The 24,523-nt window shown below is 65.0% G+C and carries 20 protein-coding genes; 9 read left to right on the top strand and 11 right to left on the bottom strand.

Annotated features, from left to right (window positions below):
• Positions 1 to 906: 906 nt before the first annotated feature.
• Positions 907 to 2,292 (bottom strand): sensor histidine kinase, encoded by a 1,386-nt coding sequence (locus ACFC1W_RS08035; protein WP_375990757.1) that lies wholly within the window; start codon positions 2,290 to 2,292, stop codon positions 907 to 909.
• Between the two features lie 203 nt (positions 2,293 to 2,495).
• Positions 2,496 to 3,140, bottom strand: a complete 645-nt coding sequence (locus tag ACFC1W_RS08030; protein WP_239279551.1) for a response regulator transcription factor — start codon at positions 3,138 to 3,140, stop codon at positions 2,496 to 2,498.
• Between the two features lie 177 nt (positions 3,141 to 3,317).
• Here ACFC1W_RS08030 and ACFC1W_RS08025 point away from each other — a divergent pair, with 177 nt between their 5' ends.
• The gene (locus ACFC1W_RS08025) at positions 3,318 to 3,716 is read left to right on the top strand and encodes a hypothetical protein (protein ID WP_239279550.1); all 399 of its coding nucleotides are present in this window, start codon (positions 3,318 to 3,320) and stop codon (positions 3,714 to 3,716) included.
• 103 nt (positions 3,717 to 3,819) lie between these two features.
• On the opposite strand, the gene ACFC1W_RS08020 is transcribed toward ACFC1W_RS08025, so the two are convergent.
• Together ACFC1W_RS08020 and ACFC1W_RS08015 are read right to left on the bottom strand one after the other, a co-directional pair.
• A complete protein-coding gene (locus ACFC1W_RS08020) occupies positions 3,820 to 4,371 on the bottom strand; it encodes a DUF6578 domain-containing protein (RefSeq protein ID WP_375990753.1) in 552 nt (183 codons plus the stop codon).
• A gap of 160 nt (positions 4,372 to 4,531) precedes the next feature.
• On the bottom strand, positions 4,532 to 5,269 hold the full coding sequence (locus ACFC1W_RS08015; RefSeq protein WP_375990750.1) for a pentapeptide repeat-containing protein: 738 nt from the start codon (positions 5,267 to 5,269) through the stop codon (positions 4,532 to 4,534).
• A gap of 663 nt (positions 5,270 to 5,932) precedes the next feature.
• Here ACFC1W_RS08015 and ACFC1W_RS08010 point away from each other — a divergent pair.
• Positions 5,933 to 7,357 carry a hypothetical protein gene (locus ACFC1W_RS08010; RefSeq protein WP_375990747.1) on the top strand — a complete coding sequence of 475 codons (1,425 nt, stop codon included), beginning with the start codon at positions 5,933 to 5,935 and terminating at the stop codon, positions 7,355 to 7,357.
• 29 nt (positions 7,358 to 7,386) lie between these two features.
• Complete coding sequence (locus ACFC1W_RS08005) at positions 7,387 to 7,620, top strand: hypothetical protein (protein ID WP_241112509.1); 234 nt, start codon at positions 7,387 to 7,389, stop codon at positions 7,618 to 7,620.
• A 10-nt stretch (positions 7,621 to 7,630) separates the two neighbouring features.
• Here the strand turns inward: ACFC1W_RS08005 and ACFC1W_RS08000 are convergent, their stop codons facing one another.
• The 7 genes from ACFC1W_RS08000 to ACFC1W_RS07970 form a co-directional block, all read right to left on the bottom strand.
• Positions 7,631 to 10,045, bottom strand: coding sequence for a LuxR C-terminal-related transcriptional regulator (locus ACFC1W_RS08000; RefSeq protein ID WP_375991461.1), 2,415 nt, complete (start codon positions 10,043 to 10,045; stop codon positions 7,631 to 7,633).
• A 465-nt stretch (positions 10,046 to 10,510) separates the two neighbouring features.
• Positions 10,511 to 11,266, bottom strand: coding sequence for a PP2C family serine/threonine-protein phosphatase (locus ACFC1W_RS07995; RefSeq protein WP_375990744.1), 756 nt, complete (start codon positions 11,264 to 11,266; stop codon positions 10,511 to 10,513).
• A gap of 5 nt (positions 11,267 to 11,271) precedes the next feature.
• Positions 11,272 to 12,048 carry a VWA domain-containing protein gene (locus ACFC1W_RS07990; protein WP_375990742.1) on the bottom strand — a complete coding sequence of 259 codons (777 nt, stop codon included), beginning with the start codon at positions 12,046 to 12,048 and terminating at the stop codon, positions 11,272 to 11,274.
• Between the two features lie 36 nt (positions 12,049 to 12,084).
• Positions 12,085 to 14,388, bottom strand: a complete 2,304-nt coding sequence (locus ACFC1W_RS07985) for a hypothetical protein (protein ID WP_375990739.1) — start codon at positions 14,386 to 14,388, stop codon at positions 12,085 to 12,087.
• A 10-nt stretch (positions 14,389 to 14,398) separates the two neighbouring features.
• Positions 14,399 to 16,909, bottom strand: coding sequence for a hypothetical protein (locus ACFC1W_RS07980; protein WP_375990737.1), 2,511 nt, complete (start codon positions 16,907 to 16,909; stop codon positions 14,399 to 14,401).
• A complete protein-coding gene (locus ACFC1W_RS07975; RefSeq protein WP_375990734.1) occupies positions 16,906 to 17,541 on the bottom strand; it encodes a hypothetical protein in 636 nt (211 codons plus the stop codon). Before ACFC1W_RS07975 ends, ACFC1W_RS07980 begins: the two co-directional genes overlap by 4 nt.
• A 59-nt stretch (positions 17,542 to 17,600) precedes the next feature.
• Positions 17,601 to 17,924, bottom strand: a complete 324-nt coding sequence (locus ACFC1W_RS07970) for a winged helix-turn-helix domain-containing protein (RefSeq protein WP_375990731.1) — start codon at positions 17,922 to 17,924, stop codon at positions 17,601 to 17,603.
• A 377-nt stretch (positions 17,925 to 18,301) separates the two neighbouring features.
• Here ACFC1W_RS07970 and ACFC1W_RS07965 point away from each other — a divergent pair, with 377 nt between their 5' ends.
• The 6 genes from ACFC1W_RS07965 to ACFC1W_RS07940 are packed head-to-tail and all read left to right on the top strand — an operon-like array spanning position 18,302 to position 24,521.
• Positions 18,302 to 19,033, top strand: coding sequence for a hypothetical protein (locus ACFC1W_RS07965; protein ID WP_375990729.1), 732 nt, complete (start codon positions 18,302 to 18,304; stop codon positions 19,031 to 19,033).
• 1 nt (position 19,034) lies between these two features.
• Entirely contained in the window at positions 19,035 to 19,646 is a 612-nt protein-coding gene (locus tag ACFC1W_RS07960; protein WP_375990726.1) for a M23 family metallopeptidase, read from the top strand.
• A gap of 21 nt (positions 19,647 to 19,667) precedes the next feature.
• Positions 19,668 to 19,964 carry a hypothetical protein gene (locus ACFC1W_RS07955; protein WP_375990724.1) on the top strand — a complete coding sequence of 99 codons (297 nt, stop codon included), beginning with the start codon at positions 19,668 to 19,670 and terminating at the stop codon, positions 19,962 to 19,964.
• On the top strand, positions 19,964 to 21,424 hold the full coding sequence (locus tag ACFC1W_RS07950) for a hypothetical protein (RefSeq protein ID WP_375990721.1): 1,461 nt from the start codon (positions 19,964 to 19,966) through the stop codon (positions 21,422 to 21,424). The genes ACFC1W_RS07955 and ACFC1W_RS07950 overlap by 1 nt, the downstream gene beginning before the upstream one ends.
• Positions 21,421 to 22,914: an SCO6880 family protein gene (locus tag ACFC1W_RS07945; protein WP_375990719.1), complete on the top strand. Its 1,494-nt coding sequence runs from the start codon at positions 21,421 to 21,423 to the stop codon at positions 22,912 to 22,914. Before ACFC1W_RS07950 ends, ACFC1W_RS07945 begins: the two co-directional genes overlap by 4 nt.
• A complete protein-coding gene (locus ACFC1W_RS07940; RefSeq protein ID WP_375990718.1) occupies positions 22,914 to 24,521 on the top strand; it encodes a hypothetical protein in 1,608 nt (535 codons plus the stop codon). The genes ACFC1W_RS07945 and ACFC1W_RS07940 overlap by 1 nt, the downstream gene beginning before the upstream one ends.
• Positions 24,522 to 24,523 lie beyond the last annotated feature (2 nt).

Genomic DNA, 24,523 nt, shown 5'->3' with positions numbered 1-24,523 from the left:
CTCCTTTACGGGTAGACCTGGAACGGTGCGGCACTGTACTTCGTGGTGTACCCCGAGCCGTTATATGCGTATCCGGTCCCAGTCGCCTGCAGTTGAACGCTTGTACCGCACGCAGACGATGTCCAGTAGGCGTTACTCGTGTGTCCCGAGGCCGTCGCAGTCGTATAGCTCGTTCCAATAGATCGGCACACCGCACCGCTGGTCTTCTTGAGTGCCGCGTTTGATCCGAGATAGCCGCTCGCGACTGTCTTGGCGGTGTTGTAGATGCAGGCCGTGGTGGCCCTCACATTCGTCTGCGCTCGTTCCGGCGTGTCATTGTTACTGATGGTTTGCACCTTGGCGCAGTAATCGCCGTTATAGAAGCTGACGCTGTCACTCGTTTGCGTGGCATAAGCGGCGACGCCGCCACCCACCCCACCCGCGACAATGAAGCCGACTAGCGCCGCGATCGCCAGTCGACCGCCGTGACCAAGACGCATCGAGGATCTCCGTTCAGTCGAGTGGGGTGTTTATTTGCGTCACCGCATCCACCCCTTGAGGCATCGTCGCCCGTTTGAGACAGCAAATCTCAACGGGGCCGAAAGGTAAAGCGCTTTCTCGATTGTCTTCCGGTTCTGCTACCAGGGGCGCGCACGTCGCTCGAGCTGAGCCGGCCACCGACGTGCCCCCGCGACGGGCGGTGTTCGAAACCCCCGCCGCGGCGCCGCGGACGTTCGGTGACCGTAGCGGGGGAGCTGACATCCTCGCCGTCATCGCGTCGTAGCGTCGTAGCGTCGTAGCGGGTCTCGCAGGCGGCAAGGGTCGCGACGCGGGCCGCCTAAGCGATCCCTCTGCGTGCGCACCAAGTGCGAGTTGTCACCTGATGCGGGTGCTGCGGAAGGTGCTGGTGAGTCAGGACTGATTTGGTCAAGCACGATCCACCGCGCCCCGATGACGCGGGGTGGGTGACGGCTCGGTGCCGATGACCGATGGTGGCAGGTGGACGGTTACTCGCCAAAGCCCGTGCCCGTCGGAGCCAATGGTGGCTGATCCGCCGAGTTCCTCCGCTCGGGCGTGGATTGATGCAACGCCGATTCCCGGGCGGGCGGGCGCCGATGTGCTGCCGCCGGGTGCGCGCGCGTTGTCGCCGCGCGGGGTGTCCTCCGCGAACGGGTTCTGTACGACGAGGTGGAGGGCGCCGTCGGGGGTGAGGGTGGCGCTGACGTCGGTGGGCGAGCCGTGTCCGTGGCGGTCGGCGTTGGTCAGCGCTTCGCTTACGATGCGATACACCGCGACTTGGCCCGCCGCGGTGAGAACAGGAGGCGGGTCGGGCACATCGAGGTCGGCTCCGACGCGGTCGGCGCGTCGTGCCAACGCATCCCAGAGGCCGCGGTCCTGAAGTTCGATCGGCCGCAGCCCGTCGACCACGCGCCGCACTTCCTCGAGCGCGGTACGCAGGTCGGCCTGGACGACCTCGAGTTGGGCATCGACGGCGTCGGGGTGCGAGCGGAGTAGGTTGCGCGCGGCATCCGCGCGGAACGCCGCTCCTGTGAGGAGGGGTCCGAGTCCGTCGTGGAGATCGCGGTGAAGGGTCACGCGCTCCCACTCCCGTGATTCCACTGTGGCGGCGCGGGCGTCACGGAGCTGCTCCGACAGGTCTGCCTCGCGTGCCAGCAGCGCGAGCGGTAGCGCGACGAGTTCGAGCGCGGCGCGGTCGTCGGCGTGCAGCGCCCTCTCGCCGGGGCGAAGGACGACGCGCAATGCGAGCGAACCGTCGGTCGAGATGGGGACCTCGACTTCGCGGACGTCCGCTGCTGTGCGCCGCGCGATCGCGACCACCTTGCCATCGACGACCAGGGTCAGGCCAGGGAGACGCAGCAGCTCGGCCGTTTCGGCGACGGCAGCAGCGACCCCTGCTTCGGACCCGTCATGTCGTTGCCGGACACGTCGCGCGGTCCCGGCCGGATCGTCACGCCCTCCGTACAAGGTGCGACCTACGGTGCGGCGGAGCAGTCCGACGACCGGTTGGAAGAGCAGTGCGATCCCGATCGCGGCGACGGTCTGCACGGTCCGTTCCACGCCCGGGGGTACTAGCAGGGAGACGACGGCGACGGCTCCCGCGTAGATGGCGACGACGATGATGATCGCTGCCGAGTAGACGAGTACGGTCGACTGATCGACGAGGATGAGCGCGAATGCCGTCACGTTCAGGAGCGAGCCCAGAGCAGCGAAGACGACGGCGCCGGCGGGTACGACCTCGGCGGGGGCGAAGAACGCGGGCATTGCAGTCAGGATGCCGACCAGCTGCAGCACAGCAATTGTCAGGCACGCCCGCGAACCTCCCCGCCAAGCTGGGACAAGGAGAACGAGCGTCGCGACGGAGATCCCAATCGACAAAACCGCCGCCGCAATAGGCAGAACGATCGAGCCTGAGGAATCCGGTGCGATGTCAAGAGCAGGGGCGGTGCCCAGCACACTCAGGACCGTGGCGAGCACAAGGCCCACGCGTCGGGCGATCATCGGCCGAGCCCGCCCTCGCGGGCCATCACGATCGCTTCTGCCCGTGTCGCGATGCCGAGCTTGAGGAAGATCGCTGAGATGTGATTGCCGACGGTCTTCGCCGCAATCCCGAGCCGCTCCCCGATCGCATGATTGGGTGCACCACTCGCGATGAGGTCGAGTACTTCACGTTCCCGCGTCGTCAGCTGCGGGAACGGGTCGGCCGCGGACCGTCGCAGCGATCCGCCCAGCACGCGCGAGGCGACTTGAGGTGACAGCACAGCGCCCCCGGCAGCCACAGTGCGCACCGCGCGATCGATCTCGTCGGGTTGAGCGCCTTTGAGCAGATACCCCCGTGCTCCGGCCGCGAGAGCATCCGCGATCTCCTCGTCCTCGTCGAACATCGTGAGGATGATCACGGCGACGCCGGGGAGATCAGCCGTCAGGCGTCGCGTGGTCTCCACGCCATCCAGCACCGGCATCCGAAGGTCGACGATCGCGACATCGGGGCGCATAACCAGCGCCTCCCGGCACGCGGCAGCGCCATCGCCGGCCTCCGCCACCACCTCGACACCGTCGAGGGTGCTCAGCAGCGCAGCGAGCCCACCACGGACGACGGGGTGGTCGTCCGCGACCAGGACCCGGATCGCGGCGTCTGACATGGACACATTCTGCCGCTGACCGCGCCCCGCATCTGGGGTTCAGCCCCCAGACGTCCCGGGCACGATTTCCTGGACCGTTCCCGCGTCCCAGGGTCCGGACCCCGCGCCGCCGACGACGCGGGGACGAGATCGTGAGTCTCAGCCGGACATGCCGGCGCCCATCGAGAGGAGTTCGTCATGACCTCAATCACCGCATCCCCTCCGCTGCGCCGAGCCGTGCCGCTTCGCATCGGCCTCGTGCTCGCCACGCTGCTCGCCGTCGCCGGAGCCGTTCCCGCACTGATGGTCGGATTCGACGGCAGCGCGTGGGACCCGATCGTCATCGTCATCGCCGTGGTCTCAGGTGGCGTTGCCCTCGGAACCCTCGCGATGGTCGCGTTCGCCTGGAACGGCCGGCGCGGGCCCTGCATCGCGATCATCGCCCTGCAACTCGTTTCTATCCTGCCCGCGCTGCCCGCATTCCTCCTCCCCGCCGAGGAGACCGGCGCTGGCGCGATCATCGGTGCGGTGATCGGCATCGCGCTCGCCCTCGCTGCGTGCGCACTCATCATCGTCGGGATGCGCCGCGCCGAGTAGCCGACCCTGTGGTCGGGTCGTGCGCATAGCCGACCCGGCCACCGCCGCTCGCGGCGACTGCAACGCCCCAAATCCAGACACTCGGCGCGTCACAACTGATCGTTCAGCGGTCGTCGATGTCGACCAGCCACCCGGCGAGTGATCGAGCCCTCCGGTCGCCGGGGGCATCGTTGATGCTGTTGCTTTCTGGCTGTGGCGCGGGTTCAACTTCTTGCGAAGTCAGCCCCACGCCGCGGGCGGGCTCCAGCGTGGCGGTGCCGGGCCGAGGCACGATCTCGACAACGTAACGCGACGGGCGCGAGCCAGCGAACACCCCGCCGCCAAGCTCACGGCGTACCATCGGCCACTCCTCACCCTCGGGGGGCATGACCGCGTCCGGTGGAGCGCCGTGACCAGGACGACGCAACGACCGACGCTCCTCGACCTCGTGCATGACTGCGTGTACGTCTGTCACGCGGCCGTGCACTCGATCGGTGAGTTCTTCTTCGTGGTGCGACTCGACCGCGTCCACCGTGGCGATCAGTGCCGATCCGAGCAGTTCAGCCAATGATGGATCCGGAGTTCGCGTGGCGACGCCGAAGTCGACCTCGTCGCCGACCGCGAATGCGTCACCGCAGCACGCCCACTCCCAGTCCGTCAGCCACACGCGGGTCATGCAACCCAAGATAGTGAGTGATGCCGCGTCCAATCTGTACCGGCCCGAACATCGGTCCATGAGCGAACGCGTTCGCGCGTTGTTTCGGGGGTCAATCGGCGATGTGCGGGGAAGGGCTGGGCCGGGCCGCTGGCCGACGAAACGGGCCGGGGCCGTCGGCTCAGGGTTTCGTCTGGCGCTGCAGCTCGACTTCTTGTTTGCGCCGGGCGACGGCATCGGCGATCGCCTCGACCTTGAATGACGCTGGCCATCTTGTCGCGGAATCGAACTCGTAGATGTCATAGAACTGCTCTTGCTCGCCCTGCCGCACGAACCGCAAGTCCGCTCCGTTCAGGTTTGCATCCGTGAACACTGCAGCGCCGATCTCGGTTGAACCGAAGTCGACGTTGATCAGGTACGCCTCAGTGAGGTCGGTGTTGTGCAAGTTCGCCTTTCCGAGTCGCGCTCCAGTCAGGCTCGTGTAAGCGGGCATGCGGTCCCGTAACCAGATAGCGTGTTCCGAGCTACGGTCGCTCGTCAGCCGGGCGAGCGCGCGTATCGCGGCGTCTACATCGGCCGTGGGGCGAATGGGCGATTGTCCCCGCGCATGCCCCTCAATTCGGGGAGCCTGATCGCGCAGGAACCCCGACAAGACGTCGATGATGGTCTGCCAGTCGTCCTTCGAGTCCTTCGCGAGCCGCTCGAGTGCGTAAATGCCCGCTACCCTGGCGGACACAGCGCCATCACCCAACAGTTTGGCGGAGTCGGTGTAACGGTCCGTGCGGTTGGCGTCGCGGTCGAGATCGAGCTTGTCCGCAGCCGCCGCATCTCGAGTGGCGGTCAGGTAGAGCGTTAGAACGGCGAGCAGCCCGCCAGCGGCGAACAGAACCGCGGTTCGTGCAGACGTTACCGAGGCCACACGTTCGGCGGTACCCAGCGCGGTCGGTGACGGAGCCGGAGTTGCGGCGACTGGATCGTTGACGAGCCAATCCGGCAGCCAGACTAGAGCCGCTGAGCCGACGGCAACTACAACAAGTAGGCCAGCGAACCAGACCAAGCGCGCACGTGCTGCCCGTGATGACGGCCCCCACCTGCGCTTCACAGTCACTCCCGCGCCCCTCAGCTATCCCGCGATGTTATCGTGCGTCGCCTGCCGCCCGAGCGCCCGTGACATCCCGCTATGCGTAACCGTAGGAGGGAACGCAAGCCGGTCCGCTAGCGTCCAGACGCGCCCGTCCTTGAGACACCTCACGGCGCGGGCTCAGTCCGCCCACTCGCCCCGCCCGGTGAAGTGCCCGAGTGCGGCGCCTCAAGCGAACGCACGCCTGAGCAGGCCGCGGAGTGGTGTCGCGTGGTGAGGGACGCCGCCTGGGCGGGGTGGTGCACTGTTCAGCGCGATCTGGTCGCGGAATCGCGGGGATCAGCGCTCTACACGCGGTGCACCACCTCGACCCGCACGGCTAGGGTGATGCCTCTCCGCAGGCGCATATAGGGCATTTGCCCGATGCGGCTTCGTCCTCCCAGGACCACCATCGACTATATCCGGAACGCCATGCCCGGAATGAGTTGATGGAGGGATGCCATGACAATTCAAGCAGTCGACGAAACTACAGAGCTGGACCAGCAGCTGTTCATGCGCTGGCAGAAAGGGTTCAAGCTCGGCGGCGGATACGACTTCCTCGCAGACAAGCCCATGCAGTCTGCCTTGTCGGCGGTCGACAGTTCTCCGTCGACGCTCAGCGGGCGCAAGTTGTACGTACGCTACGTGCGCTCTCAGGAAGACTTCGAGCGGGAGGTCAAAGGCTCGTTGAAGGCCTCGGGCGAGGCGGACGGGGTGCAGATGAGCGCCAGCGTGAGCTTCCTGAGCAACGCGAAGTACTCGAGCACGCAGGAGACGCTCCTGATCTCGTGGTACAGCGATCAGGACGACTTCGATGAGGTCAAGAACCTCGCGCTCTCGACCGCAGCATCACAGCTGCTTGCCGGCGGCATCGACACATTCCGAGCCCAATACGGCGACTACTTCATCAGCGGAGGACTCCGGCACGCCGAGTTCCATGCGATGTATGTTCTCAGCGCGCAGAACTCGAGCAGCCTGCTCAAGGTGGAAGCCGCAGTGCAGGCCAAAGGCGGGGACATCTTCTCCGTGGACGGCAGTGCGGCTTTCACGCAGACGGCGGCGACGTCCGGGGTGAGCATCATGGTGTTCGCCGAGCACACGTCGGCGAAGGAAAGCGCAACCGCACCGAAGACGCTCCGCGGCAAGGACGTGCAGAGCAGCCTGACCCCCACAGCGGTGGGCGAGCTCTTCGAATGGTTCAAGCAGAACGCAGCAGGAGGATACGTCGTTGCCGAGATGACTCATCTCAGTGTTCTCGCGCCGACCTTCCCTCGCGAGATCAAGGTTCCGCCGACCACGCTGGTGAACCTCTCCGACCTCACGACGACGCTCGCGAACTGCCGGCGACTGCACACGTCCTTGCCCGCGCACTATCGAGCGCAGTTCGACAAGGAGCTCAACGGTATCGAAGCGCTGGCAGGCTCGGAGCGGCAGAAGCTCTGGCGGAATCCTGGGGCCCTGACCGGTCCCCTCGACAGCGCGGAAAAGCTTGAGGCGAAGATGCAGGCGATTGTGGACTTCTTCGATAACGTCGCGCACCTGCGAGGACACACCAACCAGCTCACGGGTCGTGACGGGGGCGCAATCGGGATCGGTGAGCACGGCGACACCACAAAGGTTCCCGAGGGTGTCGAGGTGCACACGACCACCCTGTCCGCGCGTGGGACGGCTGAATCCGGAAAGATCACGAGGGGTTGCGAGTGGAGTCAGCCCAACCTTCGAATCGTCCACGTGAGCATCTCATCCGGCTGGCCGCGTGATCAGCGGGGTACCTGCAAGCACGTCAACGGCGACGTTGGCACGGGCTACCTGGCGGCCGGCTTCGAGGCGGACTTCGACAGGGGCATGAGCTGGTCGGTCGAGATCAAGTACGTGGACTTCGACTGACGGCGGGAGCATCAGGAAAGGAAGCGGACATGGGACAGTACGTGCGCGGAGTGGCCATACAACAGATGCGCAACGGGGTTTGGACTCAGGTGGCCGCCGGCTTGTCCGGCGACGACGAGCTCACGCAGCTCTCACTGCAGTCGAACGGCGGCTGGCTGCCTGGGCTGTCGGTGAATCAGCAGTACCGGATCGACTTCGGCGGTGGCGTGACGAGAGTCATGACGTTCATCGATGGCACGGGTGGAACGCTGACGTTCCGCTGATCAGTCAGCGTCAGGGCGCGTCCACGAGGCCATGGCGGATTGCGAACGCCGTGGCCTCGGTGCGCCCCCGGACGCCGAGCTTGCGGTAGATCGCGACCGAGTGGTGCATCACGGTCTTCGCAGAGACGCTCAGCCGGCTCCCGATCTCCTTGTTCCGCAGGCCCGCCGCCAGGAGCGCCAGCACCTCCCTCTCTCGCGGTGTGATCGTCGGTGCAGCCTCTGCCGGCTGCGGCGCGGTCGAGGCGACCTTGGCGCTGAGCCAGGTGGTTGCCTGATTCGCGGCATCGACCATCGAGACTGTGCTCCCTTCGGCCAACAGCCGCAGGAACGTCTCCTCGCCGAGACCGGCGCGAAGTCTGTCGAGGATGCCCCGGAAGAACTGCTCCGTCGCGGGAGTCATCGAGCGGTCGAGGCGATCCTGGTCGGCCTGGACCACGCCGAGGATCCGTGCGGCGAACGGCTCGTCGCTGAGCATCGCGGCGATGAGAGCTGCGTGCAGGAGCGAAAGGCTCATGAGAATCGTCCACCCGCGCCGGGTGGACAGCGCGAGGCGCTCCAGGCACCACCGCGCGGCTTCAGCCGGCCGACCGGTGAGAATTGCTTCCCAGCTGAGCACCGCGAGAAGGAAGGTCTCGACGGTCAGGTCGTGCGCGACACGCGCGAGGTCGAGGGCTTGCTCCAGGCTCGGCACAGGCACACCAGGATCATGAGAACCGGCAGGAAGCGTGCGAAGGAGTCCGGTGGCTCCGGCGATCGCATGCGCGTCGCCGATCCGCTTGCCACGCTGCATGCCGCTGATAGCCAAGGCCGCGGCGTCGTCGATCCCACCTCTCGAGTACGCGATGATGCCGCCCCAGACCTCGAATCGGGCCAGCCATGCCTGCGCGCCGACGGACTGCGCGATCTGCACCCCCTCCTCTGCTGCCCGTGCCGCGATCGTCGGATCCGCAGTGGTCCCGATACTGCTGACAGCAATCAATCGCGCCTGCAGGCCCAGGAACGGCCAGGATGCATCATCCACCAGCTCGATACCGCGCCGCAGCCGCTCGTCCACCAGCTCGCGCTGCGCGCTCCCCTCCGGGGAACGTGCGAGGGAATTCGCCGCCCACAGCCACACGGCCGCCTGCTGTCGGCGTTCCAGATGGTCGACAGTCCCCGACGCGATGATGCGGTCGAGAACCGCCCCGACCGTCGAGCCTTCGGCGAAGTCTCCGATGACGGCAGCGGAATCCGTCGCGAACTCCGCTGCCGCATTGAGGTCTGCCGCCGCTTCGGACCGCAACGCGTCCGCCACGTCCGAGCGAAGCGCCCGAGCGTGGTCGGTAGCGGGAGAGGCGCTCGCCGATGAGGCCGCCTCCGCCGCCTCGTGCACCAGTTCGCGAAGATACGCGAGACGTCGCGCCTCGACCGCGTCCGAATCGGCGGAAACCTCCCGACCGAATGCGCGAACCATCGGCAGCATTCGGAAGATCAGCTCTCCCGGCTCCTCGTGCATCGGCTCGACCAGCCTCAACTCGACGAGCACGTCGAGATCGTCCAAAGTCTCAAGGAGCCGCTGGCCGGACACACGCGCGGCTGCTTCGAGCGGGAACGGACCCCGGAACCGAGAAAGGGCGAGCAGCAGCGCATCCTGCGATGTCGTGAGCATCGCCCGGTTCGCAGCCAGCGCCGCACGAATACCGACGACGCCGGCCGTTGCCCGCGGGCTCAGAATGTCGAGCGCCATACCCGATGAGGAATCCTCCGCCAGTCGGCGGACGAGTTCGCGAGGTGGCAGCAGTCGAGCGCGAGCTGCGGCAAGTTCGATCGCCAACGGCAGACCGCCAAGCTGGCGACAGATCTCCGCGACCGATGCCGCTGTGGCGTCATCCAGCGCGAACTGGGGGTCCGCCTGGCCGGCACGATCGGTGAACAGGCGCACGGCAGGACTACGAAGGATCTCGGCGAGCGGGGCGCCGACAGGAGGGACGGCAAGCGACTGCAGGGCGATGCGCTCCGCGGGCGCGCTCAGGGGCAGTGTCGAAGCCACGATCAGCGTGAGCTCGGAACACAACCGCAGCAACTCCAAGAGCGACGCGTCGACGGTGCAGGCATCGGCGTGATCCACAGCGAGAACCCGTGCACCTCCGCCCATGAGGCTAGCCAGAGCGCGCGGAATGGTCCGCTCAGCGCCACTCCGCGCCGCCTCCGCAGGCACACCGAGGGCACGGGCAACCTCATCCAGCAGGCGCGACGCGGGCGGGGCCTCGCTGAGATCCACCGTCCATACGTTCGCCTGCCTCGACTCGGTGGCCATCAGCTCCACGAGCAGTGCGCTCTTGCCCACGCCACCCGTACCGGACAACGACACGATTCGAGCGCCGCTTCGCGAGATCAACCCGCGAAGCTGCAGAAGCTCGGCGTCACGACCTACAAGTGCCACCATGTCACCTCCCCGGCGACGCATCCGGCGGCGGAGCGCGATAGGTGTCCCTCTCCGGCGAGGATGACGAGCGCTCACGCCCGATGCGCATCAGCGTAAAGGAAGCGCTCGGAATGAGGGGGCTGTACAGCTGTGCGGGTTCGAGCTGAGTATGCCCGAATCTGTGATGGGAGAGTTCGGTTGCGGTCACTCGCACTCGATGGTCAAGTCCCGCGGCGTGGCAGAAATGGCGAAAGTCGTTGCAGAAGCGAAGGAAGATGCACTTTGGCCAGGACTTTTCTCTGCGGAGACGGAGGGATTTGAAATCGCGCCGATGGCAACCGAATCCAGCTGAAACCGCATGATTCCGCGGATTCTGATGTCGCCGAGGGTCTCTTCGATCAGGTCAGCGGGATTCAATTCGTGGCAGAAACGTGGCGGAAGCTCCGCCGGACTCGATACGTCCGCTCTGATGCCGTTGGAGGCGCGTCAAGTCGATCGAGCGAGTATGCCGATAGAGCAGTCGTCGTCGGTGCCCTCTCTGATCTGCACGTCCATGATCCGCTTGAGTTCCTTCTTGTACGCGGGGTTGGACACGGCACGCGTCGGCGCGTCGGATACGATCCGAAAGAGAGCTCGGCAAGCCCTGGCAAGAGCACGATGTTCGTAGTTGTAGAGACTGTCCGCCGTCCCATCTGACATCAGGATGAACCCGGTGTAGCCCTCGATGTCACCGCCAACTACCTGCGCTGAGGAAGCCGCATTCCTCGACGTGACGAATGTGGTCAGGTTCGCGAACTCGCCGTTGTCAGGGAGGCTTACCATCTCGAGTTCCCCGCGACGTTGAGCCCCGATGACCCCATCGCCGATCTGGACCGCGACGAAAAAACTGTCAGTGACGACCACGCAGAGGAAAGTTGATGCCAGGTCTCTGAGCTCACATCCCAAGCGAGCTGCGGTATCGGCCAGCCGGGCCAGGAGGTACTCGTGAAGCGAGCTTGCATCGAGACTCTGGCGCGAAGCTCGTCCTGATCCGAAATGGGCAATGGCGAAATCACATCCCGCATCGACGACGGCCTGTGCACCATGCTCTGAGAACGTCGCCGATCCGGCGCCGTCTGCAAGGCACAGGACCTTGACACCATCGCGAGACACGTACCTGAACCGATCTTGGCCTGGCTTGCCGTCTAGCACGTGGCTCTTGCCCCGTACTTGGTAGGCGAACTCGCGCCACTTACCTCCCATCCGCGTCAGCCTTGGAACATCTCTTTGTAGTTCTTGTACTTGTCGAGCTTGTCGGTGGCAACGGTTTGCTTCAGCGTGTCGACGGGCACCATCTCCTCGATGTCTTCTGGCTCGATCTCCGGCCCCGCCTCGGATCCCTCAGATGCGGAGCGGGACATGGAGTCCGAGAGCACCTTGAAGAACTCCTTGAACGACGAAAGACCTTCGAGTTGAAGAGGAGGAATCTCGGGGCTGAAGTCGACGAGGGTTTCCCAATCAAGCTCGCCGTCGTCACCAATCGCGATGGTAATTACGGTCAACTTCTTCTGCGCGGCCAGTTCCTGAACTTGCCTGATGACGCGAGGCTCATTCTCGACCCCGACGTTGGAACCGCCGTCCGTCATCAGCACCAATGTCGGGCGCGCGGCACGGCGTCCGCGTGCCGCCTGCTTGTAGTACTCCCGCCTCTTCGCGAGCAAGTCAAGGGCGAGACTCACCGCGCCGCTGATGTTCGTGCCTGTCGTCTCCAATTCGAGATGAACATCCCGATCGACTGAGTCGATACTGGTGAATGGGTGCATCACGGCAGCCTCGCCACTGAACCCGATCAAGCACAGGTCGGCGCCGTACTTGGTGCGCGGATCGGCTCCGATGTCACCATAGAACTTCTTGAGAGCCGCCTCGAGGTCAGGCTTCTTCGTGCCATCGTTCATCGACCAACTCCGATCAACGCAGATCGCGATCGGGATGAGTTTCGAGCGATTGTTCGCCATGTCCTCATCAAGAATCTTGGTGCGCGCCATCGGCGTTCCTCCTTCTCGCAGCTTCTCCTGCGTCCGTTACGAACTCTTGAACCATCGCGCAATTCTCTGCCATAGAGACTCCACCTGCGGGGCCGAGCCCGGGTATGTAGCTGTCGCCGCTTCTGGCTTTGGAGTTGGGGCTGGACTCGTCATGCTCGAGGGCGGAGTGGGACTCGCCGATGCTAGGCACGTCGGGTCGGAGCGCTTGTGCACAGGCCTGATCGCGATCCCTCGTTGGTTGAGCCACTCGATCTCGCCGATCGTGATGTACGGCTTCCCGCACCTCTCACATATTCGGGTCGGATCCAGCGAATCGCGCCTGGCCCGTTCGGCTTCCCGCTCCGCTCGCTCGGCTTCCCTCCTCGCTCGCTCGGCTTCAGCTCTGACCCGCCGAGCCAATTCCGCATCACTCTTCTGGCACTGCCAGCAGACCCCCTCATCCAGAGACTCGGGCTCTCTAGGCTCGCCGCACGCCGCACACTTCGGCAGGCAGCCATTGCAGAGCGAGGGCGTCCTGAACTCCTTCTCGAGGTCGTCGCCAACACTGTACTGAGCAATGAGCTTCTCACCGCCACACTTTGGGCAGTCAAGCAGCCTCGCGCCGCCTTCTGCCTTTCTGCGGATTGGGAAGATCTCTAGGGACTGAGGGTCTACGTCCGGATAGGCAAGATTCCTCTTGAAGCCCTCGAAGGCTCGAATCCACTCGTCAACGGTGACCCGATCGGTAGGCCGATAGTGCGAGCCATCGCGATGGAAGGAGTTCCAGAAGAGTCGCTTCAACTCCCGGGACAGATGGCTCCAGACGTACAGCCATCGCTGGGGAGGCTGAAGTTCACGCTCCGATCGTCCGTCGAATCCGTACGGAAATAGTCCGGACTGGATGTTAAGGACGGTGTCGTCCGAGCCGCTGTTCTCGTAGGGGAACGTGCCAGTCATCATGATCATGAAGAGCAGCACTGCGACAGCGAAGTTCTCGTGTTCTATTGACCGCAGACCTTGGACTCCGCCCAAGATCTCCGGAGCGGTGAATTCGTCCCAGCCCACCGGGCACGGATAGCCCTCCACCTGTACGGAATCAATGTCGATGATCCACGCGTCCTTCTGGTTGCCCAGCATGACGTTGTTCGGGTTGATGTCGCCGATGAGGATGTTGAGGTCGTGCAGAGACTTGACCCGCTTGAGGAATGAAAGGCAGACGTCCACAAGGTCGCGGCGTGTCCATCCAGGGTGCAGGCGGTCGAGTTCCTGCGGAATGAAGATGGTGTCGTTGAGCACATGCGCGCCCTGCGCGCGACGCATCGTAAACCCCACGAACTCACCGTCGTAGCTCAACATCGATTCCGGGAAGCAAACGCCAGGCAACCAGACCTTGTGTTGAACCATTAGTTCAACCTTGTCCCGTCGGTGTGTGGTGACTTTTCCACGTTTGAAGACCTTCGCGACGAGGTGAGGCTCGTCTTCAATCGCGTACACGCTGCCTTCCTTGCCCCTCGAGATGCGCTCGCCGAGCACAAGGCGGCCTGCCGCTCCCGGCCGCTTGAATTCGACGTCGTCTCCCTCGCCAGGAAAGCTACTCACCGAAAGTACTTGGTCCGGTGGCTTGAGCTCGCTGGAGTCCGCGAAAGGCTCTGACGGCTGCTGGTTACGCCGACTCGGTGCCCTCTTTCGCGGGGCTGGGGCATTTGGCCGCTCTCGCAGACCGAAGGCGTCAGGCCACTCCCTGAGCGCAGCCGACAGCCGTTCGTATTCGTCACTCTTTCCGGCCCTGTCTGCCAGCGCCTTCCTCTTGGTGAAGCCCTTCTTGAGCAGGTGGCTCGGGTCCTCAACTTCCACCAAGCCGCCGGCAGTGGCCACGCCGGCGAGATGTGCTGCGCCCGCCTTCTTTCCGAGGAGCCGGACTTCGAGCTTCACGGTGATGTCTGCGGAGAGGAACAGAACATCCCAGCCGAGTTCGGTTGCGACTCTGGCGATAGTGCTGAACTCAGGGTCGGCGGCGAAATCTGTGCTGCCGCCAAACTCTGTAGTCGCGAGACCGTCGCTCACAAGGTCCTGCACTAGCGCTTTGGCGAGGCGTGCACGTTCTGCCAACGCGGGATCTCGCGCGGATCGCCTGCTGGATGTCTGGTTGGTTAGCTCATTGAGCACCGCCCTCGGAATGACCAACGGATTGTGCGCCAGTGCATCCGCGCTGTTCATGATCAACTGCGGTACTCCGCCGGCGTATCCGTCCCTGCCCTCGAGGAGAGCTGACGTATCCACGACGATTCTTCGATTGCCCCGGAGGTACTCGTTCGGGTCTAGAAGTGCTACGTCGGTTGCGGGATGGGTACTGTTCGCCATCAGTTAAGACTCAGTTAGCGCTTCCTGGTAGTGGCGTCATCCACGGCTCATTGGAAAGACCGGCGGCGCCCGGATCCGGCTGCGTTTCGGCGACGTTCTCCACGGCAGGCTCTCGCGCGGACAGCGGCTCAACAATTGGGGCGCTCACGCTCGGACGCTGCCTGGTGTTCCTCTGCATGACGGGAGCGACCGGTTGCTCAATCAATTCGCCAGTGGCGTCCCCAATCGCAGACTTGATCTGGTCGATCAAGTCCTTCTTCTTGCTGTCAATGGCAACGCCCGTGTCTTCCCCCAGGATGTAGTCCCGGTACTCCTTGATCAGGCTGCGGATAACGAGGTGCTTGAAGTTCGCTTCGTCCTTGCGATAGAGGAAGTCGTTGAAGAAGGAGATGCTTACCGACAGGTACTCGTGGAACCTGTCGTCGTGCTGAAGGAGCGATGCCCGAATGTTGTCGTTCGCTTCGGTGGCGATCCGGGTCAAGTAGTCGTTCAGCCTCGCGAGTTGGTGGTCGTAGTTTCCGACGACGCCAAGTACCTCTCGGATGTTCTCGGTACCGTCCTTCGGCGATCCGGGCACCTTCTCGAACAGCTCGCTCGGATTGGCAAGTTCTTTAAGGTGGCTAGAGATCTGGAGGAACACGTTGTTGCGGAAGCTGAACTTCACGTCTTTGAGGAGCTCTAGAGCTGAATCCAGGTCGTCGTCCTGGATCGTGCCGCCAAGCTCGGCGGCAATCTTGTCGATCGCGTCATCCGGTTCCTCTTCCGGCGAGACGCCGAGCTTTCGCGCGAGCTCGCCTGTGTCCTCGAGGAAGATGCGGATGATGTCTCTCTTGAATTGCGTGACCTGGTCGTCGTAGAACACATCAAGACCGCTGTACTGAGCGATGATCTCGCGACGCAGGCGTTGCGCCTCGTCGCGGTACCAGTTGTAGTAGTCCTTCTTGCCACGGGCGGCGGACTCCCACCGGTGGCGGCCCATGAAGAACCCGTCCTGGATCCATGAACCAGACTCACCATGGATTCGATCGACGTCCGCGTCGAAGGCCACGTACCAGTCGCTGTGCTCATCCGCTTCGTCATCCAGCTTCTTCTGGAACGCGTTGTAATCGTGGATGAGATCGCTGGCGATCCGGTCGATCTGCTTGAGAAGAGTCTTCTCAGGGATCGGAATCAAGCGGAGGAGTTGCGTGAGGGTGCGATTCAGCGCAATAAGCGTCTCGTGGACGTCGGCTTCGTTGGCTTCGCTCGCCAGCGCGTGCGCGAGGACCTCTTGGTCCATCGTGGGCAGGCGATCACTGATTCGTCGGAGAAGCCTGTCAAATAGTTCTGCAACCGATGAGTCGTCGATGGCCGTGTACTCGAGAACCCCGATGGGGTCAGAGCTAGCGCTATTGATCTTGCGCTCAAAGTCGGCGCGGAGGGTCTCGACGGTCTCGCTGAGTCCTTCGGTCACGTTGATGCCAGCGGTGATCAGGTCGCCGCGCCGCTTGATTCCAGGCTGGATACGTCGGAGGTGGTCAATGTTGCTGGCAATTCCTTGCTTCGCGTAACCTTCGGCGTCGGTCGGACGCATGATCGGGAAGATCTGGTCGACCCCGTCCTCGAGACCGTGCAGATGCATGTCTGCCACCGAAGCACCGATCTCGCCGAGCCCGGGCAAGTCAACGAGTCCGATCTTGAGGCCCTCAAGACGTGGGAAACGACAGAAGATCTTCACTGACCTGACCGCGATATAGGAGCGGTTCGGAGGCGCACCCGTTGCCTTCTCGGAGTCGAGCTCCGCTTTCGACGGGTACGCAACGTAGCTGCGCAGGTCTTCCAGCGCAACCTGCCTTGTGCCGCCGGTGAGGAGCGACGCGTAGGTATCGACGCTTCTCTGGGCATCGAGAAGCCTGCTCAGGCTGTCAGTACTGATCGAGTCGACGTTTGAGCCGAGCGTCTCGGGGAACACCGTGCCGCGCAGACCAGCCAAACTGGTGATCGCGAGCGGGACGTCCAGGTGTTTGTTCACGATGTCAAGCAGGGGACCGATGTACTCGGCAACGAACGACTTCTCGTCACGAAACACCACCTCGGCCCGCTCGTCGGTGCTGTTGAAGATCTCCGACCGAACGGCCGTAACCGGGAGCCCTTTGCCTGTTGGGATCTGCGTGTCGGTCAGGCCCGAGAACTTCTGCAGGGTTGTCGACTTGCCGACACGAGCTTCTCCAGAAACACCAATGTTCACGGTGTCTCGACTGAACCGAACTCGGAGGGCGTTCAGAGTGGCTTCTCGATCAGCGAACGAGGCGAGGAGTCGATCAAGCTCCTGAATAGCGCCTCCGATGCGCTGGAGCGCGTCCTGGTCCTTCTCGATCTCCCCGAGTTCCTGCAGCAAGGCGACGAGTCGCTCGACCTCGCTCCTCCGCCGTACGGCGTCGTCGAACTCCCGCTGCACGCTCGGGAGGAGTCCCCTCCGGGCAGTAAGGATACTGTCGACCCGTTCCACGAGCACCCGCAACTGGTCGCCGTCGATACTCAAGAAGCCTCCCGCAAATCATCCCCGGCCGACCACGGCAGCTGGTCCGACGGAGCCGTGGTGCGCTCCGAATGTGACCGCGCAATCGCGTCAGCGCGATGGACTGCGCTCCCCATGGACGCAATCTCCGTGGAGTCTAGCCGGTGGTCCGACGCTGCCACCTCCGAGGAAGCACGCCCGAACCGAGCTCGGAGAAGTCCGTTGAGTGATTCGCGACGCGACGTGAAGCGCAAGGTCATCGGGCGTTGACGACTCAGAAGCGCGACATCGACTTGTCGCGGACGTTCTCCGCCCTGGAGAACAAACTCCACCCAGGCCAACGCAACCACGCCCGGATTTGCCTCGACCGCGTCTGACTCGAGATAGACAGTAGCCAGATGCACCCGATTCCACGCTCGCACCTCCGCGCGCTCGCCGAACACCGGCAGCTCACGTGGCCGGCGGGACGTGTTGGTCATCGAGATCGCCGCGCGCCAGACCTGCTCGATCACCCGATCCTCGACGACGCATGCCGGATGCATCTCAACGCGCACATGGTCGATCACGTACACGCGCCGAGCGCGCCGCTTCCACCACACGCCCCCGGCAGCCAGCGCGGCAAGGCCGGCGAGAACCACCCAGATCCACACATCCACCGCGACCACCTCCTCGGACTGCACCCCAGGCATACCGCCGACCGCGGACACGCGAGCTGTCAGAACTCCCCGATCGCCATCCCGAGGCGCAGGTAGAGGTCGGTGACAGCCTCGTTGTTCACGCTGTATTTGACCCAGACACCCTTTCTGGATTCCCCCGGCACGGCCGGCGGGTCGGCGATCACGAGGCCGGCGGCCTCGAGTTCGTTGAGCCGTGGCTGGACGGTCGTGGGGCCGAGATCCAGGGCGTCGCAGATCGGACCTACGGTGACGTCGGGGTTCGAGCGCAGATAGCGGAGAATCGCGGCTTTGACGAGGTTGCCGAGCAGCGCGATCGGGTCCTGGGCGTCTTCCGAGCCCGCTGGTTGCGCGAGACGAGGCATGCGGCAATTCTGTCCCAGCAGGTGCAGCGAAGTCCAGGAAAGCATCCGATTTAGTTGTTTACTTCTCTCCTACACTGATATACGGTGTGGGCATGCCGATCGGCCGTCACCAGATCCCGCCCCTCGTAGATTCTGCAGGGCTTGCGTTGTCCCCCTCATGGGGGACAGACAACGGCCTGATCCGAGGTCTAATATCCGGGCGGCAACGGGGCCTCTCCTCCACAGACTTCCACCACACGACGGTTATCCACAACCTCGGAAACTGTCCTTTTCCGCTTTGCCATTGCGTGCCTAGGATGCCGTCACGGCGACCATCGCGCGAGCCGTTCCGTCCGTGCAAGGTCGCCGTCCTGGAAGATCAGGAGGGCTGACCGGTGATGATGAGCCAGAGTTCGGGGCGACGCGGGATCGCATGGGCGATCGTCGGCGGCCTCGTGCTGATCGCGGGCATCGTCGCCATCATCGTCAGCGCGATCCTGGCCCAGCCGGCCCCAACGCCGTCAGGCACACCGACCGCGTCGAGCACGCCTGAGCCCACGGCATCCGAGCAGCCCAACGGCGCGTTCGTCGATCCCACGGCTGCCGACCGCGGCTGGACGCCGGAGCCGATCACGACGGACGCCGACACCTACATCCGCGCTGCGCTGGCTGCGGCATCCACATTCGACACAACGAAGAGCACGCGCGAAGATTGGCTCGACTACCTCGACACGTGGTTCACGCTCGACACGCGCTTCACCTCCGAAGCGGACCAACTCGCGGCGATGACGGACTCGCAGACCGAACTGCGACAGGGCGTCGTGCTCCCGCAGGAGCAGTGGGACTCGCTCGCTGGAGAGGACGGTCGCGTGGTCGCCGTCGTCACCGGGGACATCGCCAACGTCCCGGTCACCGACGACCCCTCGGGCGACATGTCCATCGGCACGGCCGACGTGACGCTGACCTTCACTCGCTCGGACGGTTCCGGCGGTGAGACGTCCTACAGCGAGCAGGTGCGCGTGAGCGTGCAGGTGCTCTGCGGCGCAGCATCCGTGCCCACCCCCGACACCGACCAGCAGGCAAGCGACTGCAAGGTCGTCCGCTACTTCACGGAGCCGTTGGAGCCCTGACATGGCAGCCCACGGGATCGCCGCAGCAGCCCTCACCACGAGGACTGGCCGGAAGATCCTGGTGGGGGTCATCGTCGTCACGCTTCTTGCAGCCGCCTTCCTGGCCACCCCTCTTGTTGCCATCCCCTTCGCGATCGCAGGTGCGGCAGCGAGCGCACCAACGAACGCAAGCGGCACGGTTCCCACGGCCAGCGGAGCCTGGGGATACCCCCTTGCCGGCGGATACTCCAAGGGCCGCGGCTTCGGCTACAACCCGGTGACCGGCTGCGGCTACTGCTCGACCAATCACCAGGGCTACGACATGGCGCAGGGCTGCGGATCGACGATCTTCGCGGCCGGCCCTGGCGTCGTCATCACCGCCGGCTCATACCAGGGCTACGGCAACACAGTTCGAATCGACCACGGCGACGAGCTCGTGACGCTCTACGGCCACATGGAGTGGAGCTCGCTCCGAGTCAGCGTGGGCGAGCAGGTGACGGCGGGCACCGCCGTCGGGGCCGAGGGAAACACCGGCAACTCCTTTGGGTGCCACCTCCACTTCGAAGTCCGTCAGTCAGGTAACCCGATACCTCCCGAGCCCTTCATGGCCGCACGCGGCCTCCCCCTGAAGTAGCAATCGCGAAGGAGAACGATCATGCCTACCTACACCGCTCCGACGGAAGTCGACATCCCCGACATTCAGCCGGACTTCTCTGCCCCGTTCTTCCAGGGCTTCCAGGTCATCGCGTCATACATCCTCGCCGGAGCGATGCTCGTCGTGCTGATCATGCTGATCATCGCCGGCGCCGCCCTCGCCTTCCGCGGGCTCGCGTCCGACCGGGTGCGGACGTGGGCCGGCGAGAACATCCTCTGGATCTTCATCGCGGCCGCGGTGCTCGGCGCAGCATCCGGTCTCTTCGCCTGGTTCGTGAACTTCGACTTCGGCTTCTGATGAACGCCATGCGCGTGCTCCGCGCGGGTCTGGGGATCGGCGTCCTGCTCATTCTCGGCACGGGAACCCCCGCTCTCGCGACGACGACGGATGCCGCAACCGCCGTTTCGATGGCGGCCGTGAGCGGCGAGCCATGGTCCTCGCCGGCGTTCGACGTCGACTGCCAGAGCGCGGCCGATCAGGTGACGTGCACCCCCAACGACCCCAACAAGGTGACCGCGCAGGAGTGCTTCATCGGCGTCTCGGTAAACGGCGCCCGCGCCACGGTCTGCACGACCTACGAGGGACACGTCCAGGCGATCCAGGCCGACGGCGGTCGCGCCCTGCTCGTGAAATACGGCTGCAGTCTCGGCGACGCCGTCTGCCTCACTTTCGAGAACGCCGGTCGTGGCATGGCGCTCGCCGCAACCGGAATGATGTTCTCCGTCGCCGACAACATGCGGTTCGACACCTCCACGCTTCTGTGGACGGCCGCGCTCGATCAATGGTCGTTCTGGCAGTGGGCGATCCTCATCATCACCTTTGGCGCGATGGTCTGGGCGATTGCCGCCGCTGTCGTCTCTGGCGACCGCGAAGAGCTCGTCGGCGCGCTCGTCCGCTCCTTCATCGCGATCCCGGCCGTACCGATCACGCTGTGGCTGACGGGTCACCTGCTCAACGCTGTCGACGACATGACCTGGTACATCCTGACCGGCGACGGGCGCGATGCGCTGTACTCCACGCTCCAGTCAGTGATGTGGGCCGGCGGTCAAGCCAACTACTTCTTCGCCTTCCTCATTCACTTCATGTTGATGCTCGGGATGCTGCTCCTCATGCTCGTCTTCGCGTTCCGCAACATCGTCCTCGCGGCGTTGATCATGGTCGGGCCAGTCGCCTGGATGCTGTTCCCTGTGCGCGGGATCGGCCCGCAGTGGGTCGTCCGCTACGTATCCGCCGTCGTCGTCTTGCTTCTCACCGGTCCGCTGACGATCGGGTTCGTCACGCTGATCATCAACGGACTGGCATCCGTGAAGACGGTCTGGAACCCACAGTCATGGCCGTTGATCATCGGCCTCGTGCTCGTCGCCTTCGCGCCCTTCGCTCTCTTCGGACTCTTCAGCTTCGCCGGCTCTGTCGCAGCCGACGGCATCGGCTCCCGAGTCGGCAGCGGCGGAGGCCGAATGGCCGCGGGGGCGGCGCGCTCGGCAGCGCGCATCCCGACGCGACTCGGAGCTCACCCGTCCGGCGTGCGCCCGCCGGGAAGCCACCCAGCCTCGACCACCACTTCGCTGAAACCGGCGACCACGCGCCCGACAGCCGCGGCGGCTCCTCGCAGCGCATCCGCAACCCCGACCCGATCGACGAAATCAACGAGTACGGCGCCTCGCGCGGCGCAGGTGCCCACTCCCCCGGCATCCGCAGCTCCGCCGTCGTCGGCTCAGCCTCCCCAAACCTCCAAGCCTGATCGGAGCTCGTCATGACTGCTACCCCCGACTACGCACGTCCGGTGCGGTTGCCGCGTCGGTCGCGGCAGGGCGTCGTCATGGGCATGGACCCGTGGCAGCTCGCCTTCGTCTCGGCCGCGGCCACGGTGCTGCTCATCTTCGTGAACCGATTCGGCCCCCTCGGCCTGCTCTACGGTGCACCGCTGTATCTGGCGTTCGGCATCACAGCGCTCACCAGCATCCACGGGGTGTCGACGCCGCGGATGGCGGGGCTCTGGCTCATGAAGCAGCTGCGGCACGCGAGTGGCGCGACGACCGACAAGTTCCGGCCCGAGCGCCCGCGGCTGACGGGATTACTGAACCTCCCGGGGACGCGCGCGTCGATCCAGCTCTGGGACGTCAACAACGTCGCGGCCACGTACAACCCGCACGACCGGTCGGTGTCAGTGATCGCCGAGCTCGAGGTGCAGGGCTTCCTCATGCACGACCTGCCGGAGCGGTTCGATCTCGCCGAGCAGTTCGACCGCGTGCTCGGCCCGTTCACCCAGCGGCCCGGCGTCAAGCGCGTCACGCTGCAGGAACGCACGCTGCCAACCACGATCCGCGCGGCACGCGAGCACTACGACACCGTGCGGCGCGTGCGGAAGCTCAACCCCTCCTCCCCCGTCGCGCACAACTACCAGGACGTCATGGACCGCTCCGAGCGGTTCGAAGTCGCCCACCGCAACTACATCGTCCTCACCCTCGACCTCGTCTCGCTCGGCGGGCAACTGAAGGCCCTCGGCGGCGGGAAGGAGGCGATCGTCACGCTCGCGCAGATCGAGGCGAGCAACCTTGCCGACGCACTCACCGCCGCGAAGATCACGGTGCGCCGCTGGCTCTCGCCGCGCGATGTCGCCGCGCTCGGCCGTCTCGCGTTCGATCCCGAGTTCGCGCCGATCGTCCAGAACCGACCGGATGCCGTCGCCGGCGTCGATCCGGCGGCGATCGGCCCGATGTACCTCGAGGAGCCGAAGGGACGGAACGGGATCGTCGTCACGGACTCCGGCGTTCACACCACGATGTGGGTGCACGAGTGGCCGCGCTCGGACTCGCCGGTCGGCTTCCTTTCGCCGGTCGTCTTCGCCCGGCATCCCAACACCGGCGAAGCCATCACGCACATCTTCTCGATCGTGCTCACGCCGGTGCCGGTGTCGAAGGCGCTCAAGCGCATCCGCGACGAGAAGAAGGTGTGGCGCGGCAACGAGTCGCTCCGCGCGAAGCGGGGCGCCGACGGGTCGGCAGCGGATGCCGCGGACTGGCGCGCGCTCGAGCAGCGCGAGCAGGAGATCGCGCGCGGTCACGGCGAGTTCCAGTACGGCGCGTACCTCACGGTCACCGCGCCGGACGAGGAGCGACTCGACCAGGCGATCGCGGGGATGCGCAACGCGCTGTCGCGCGCGGGGATGGAGGCGCAGGTCCTCTACTGCCAGCAGGCCGAGGCGCTCATGGTCAACGCACTGCCGATCGGGATGGGGATGAAGTGATGGTGAAGCACGCGGCATCCTTCACCCCCGTCGAGCTCAGCAGACGGGAGAAGCGCGATCTGCAGCGCGAGATCAATCGCGCTCGGCAGGAGCAGAAGCCGGCCCGCACATCGCGTCGCGATCGCGGGCTTCCTGAGGCGGCGGTCCCCGGGCCGTTCGGTCCCGGGCTCATCAACGGCGGCTACTGGAACCTCGCGAAGGCGTGGATTCCGGCTCACCAGGCCACCTCGCAGCACATCGCCGGGATCTACCCGTTCGTCGCCGACTCCGGCCTTGGCCACCGCGGGCCGATCCTCGGCGTCGACCTCAACGCCGACGCATTGTGGCACTTCTCGCCGTGGGAGGCGTACGTCGACTCGTCCGAGCGCGGCACCTTTTCGACGAACATCCTCGTGCTCGGCGCATACCGGGGCGGCAAGTCCGCGACGGTGAAGACGCTCGTCACCCGATCGATCGCGTTCGGCCACCAGGTCGTCGTCCCGTCCGATCCGAAGGGCGAGTGGGTGAGCGTCGCCGAGGCGATCCCCGGCGGTCGCGTGATCCGCCTCGGCGGCGGCACCGGCACGCGTCTCAACCCGCTCGACCGGGGCCCGCGCCGCACCGACAGCACCGACGAGCAGCACGAGCAGATGGTCAAGCAGCGGCGCATCGGCACCCTGATCGCGCTCATCGAGATGACGCTCGGCGCACGACTCTCGGCGGTCGAGCACGCCGCGCTTCTGGATGCGCTCGATCGGTGCATCGCCCGCACCGGCGATCGACCGACTCTGCGGGGCGTCTTCGAGGACCTCGGCGCCATCGCAGCCGAGACGGATGCCGCGTTCCACGCAGCCGATGGCGCGATCCAGCCCCGCTTCGTGCTGCGCCGCTTCGTCGAGGGCGACCTCTCGGGCCTCTTCGAAGACGAGTCGACCGTCGAGTTCGATCAGGATGCCCCGATCGTCGTCACCGACACGTCCGAGCTGTTCGCCCGTGGGGACCTTGCGGCCCAGCTCACGCAGGTGTGCTCGACGGCATGGATCCAGGCCGTGATCTCGGACCGAGCCGCCAAGCGCACCCGATACGTCGTCCGCGAGGAGGGGTGGCGCGACATGACGTCGCTCTCGTCGCTGCAGATGTTCCAGCAATGGCTCAAGCTCTCGCGCCACTACGGCATCAGCAACATCGTCATCCTCCACAAGATGGGCGACCTCGACGCCGTCGGCGACGAAGGCTCGCTCGAGCGGTCGCTCGCGTACTCGATCGTCGGCGACATCGAGAACAAGTTCATCTTCCGCGTGAACAGCCAGGAGCAGGCCGCGCTGCGCGCACGACTCAACCTGCCGGCACCACACGTCGAGATGGCACGGCACCTGCGCAAAGGCGAATTCCTCGCCTACGTCGGCCAATACTCCTACCTCGTCGACTGCTTCGCCACGTCGACCGACTGGGAGTACGAGCTCTTCGCCACCGACGATGCGCTTGCGCCGGCAGACCGCGACGACGCGGAACTCCGCGCGATCGACGCCGCGACGCTCGATGCGCTCTGGCCAGAGGCGCGAGACATCGACACCGGAATCGAGGGCTGGCTCGCCGCCGACCCCCGCGAGAACACCGAGGAGCAGTGAAC

This window comes from Microbacterium sp. NPDC056003, from assembly GCF_042274785.1.
Lineage (GTDB): Bacteria > Actinomycetota > Actinomycetes > Actinomycetales > Microbacteriaceae > Microbacterium.
The sequence above is the reverse complement of the archived record's forward strand: the minus strand, read 5'-3'. Positions and strand labels throughout refer to the sequence as shown.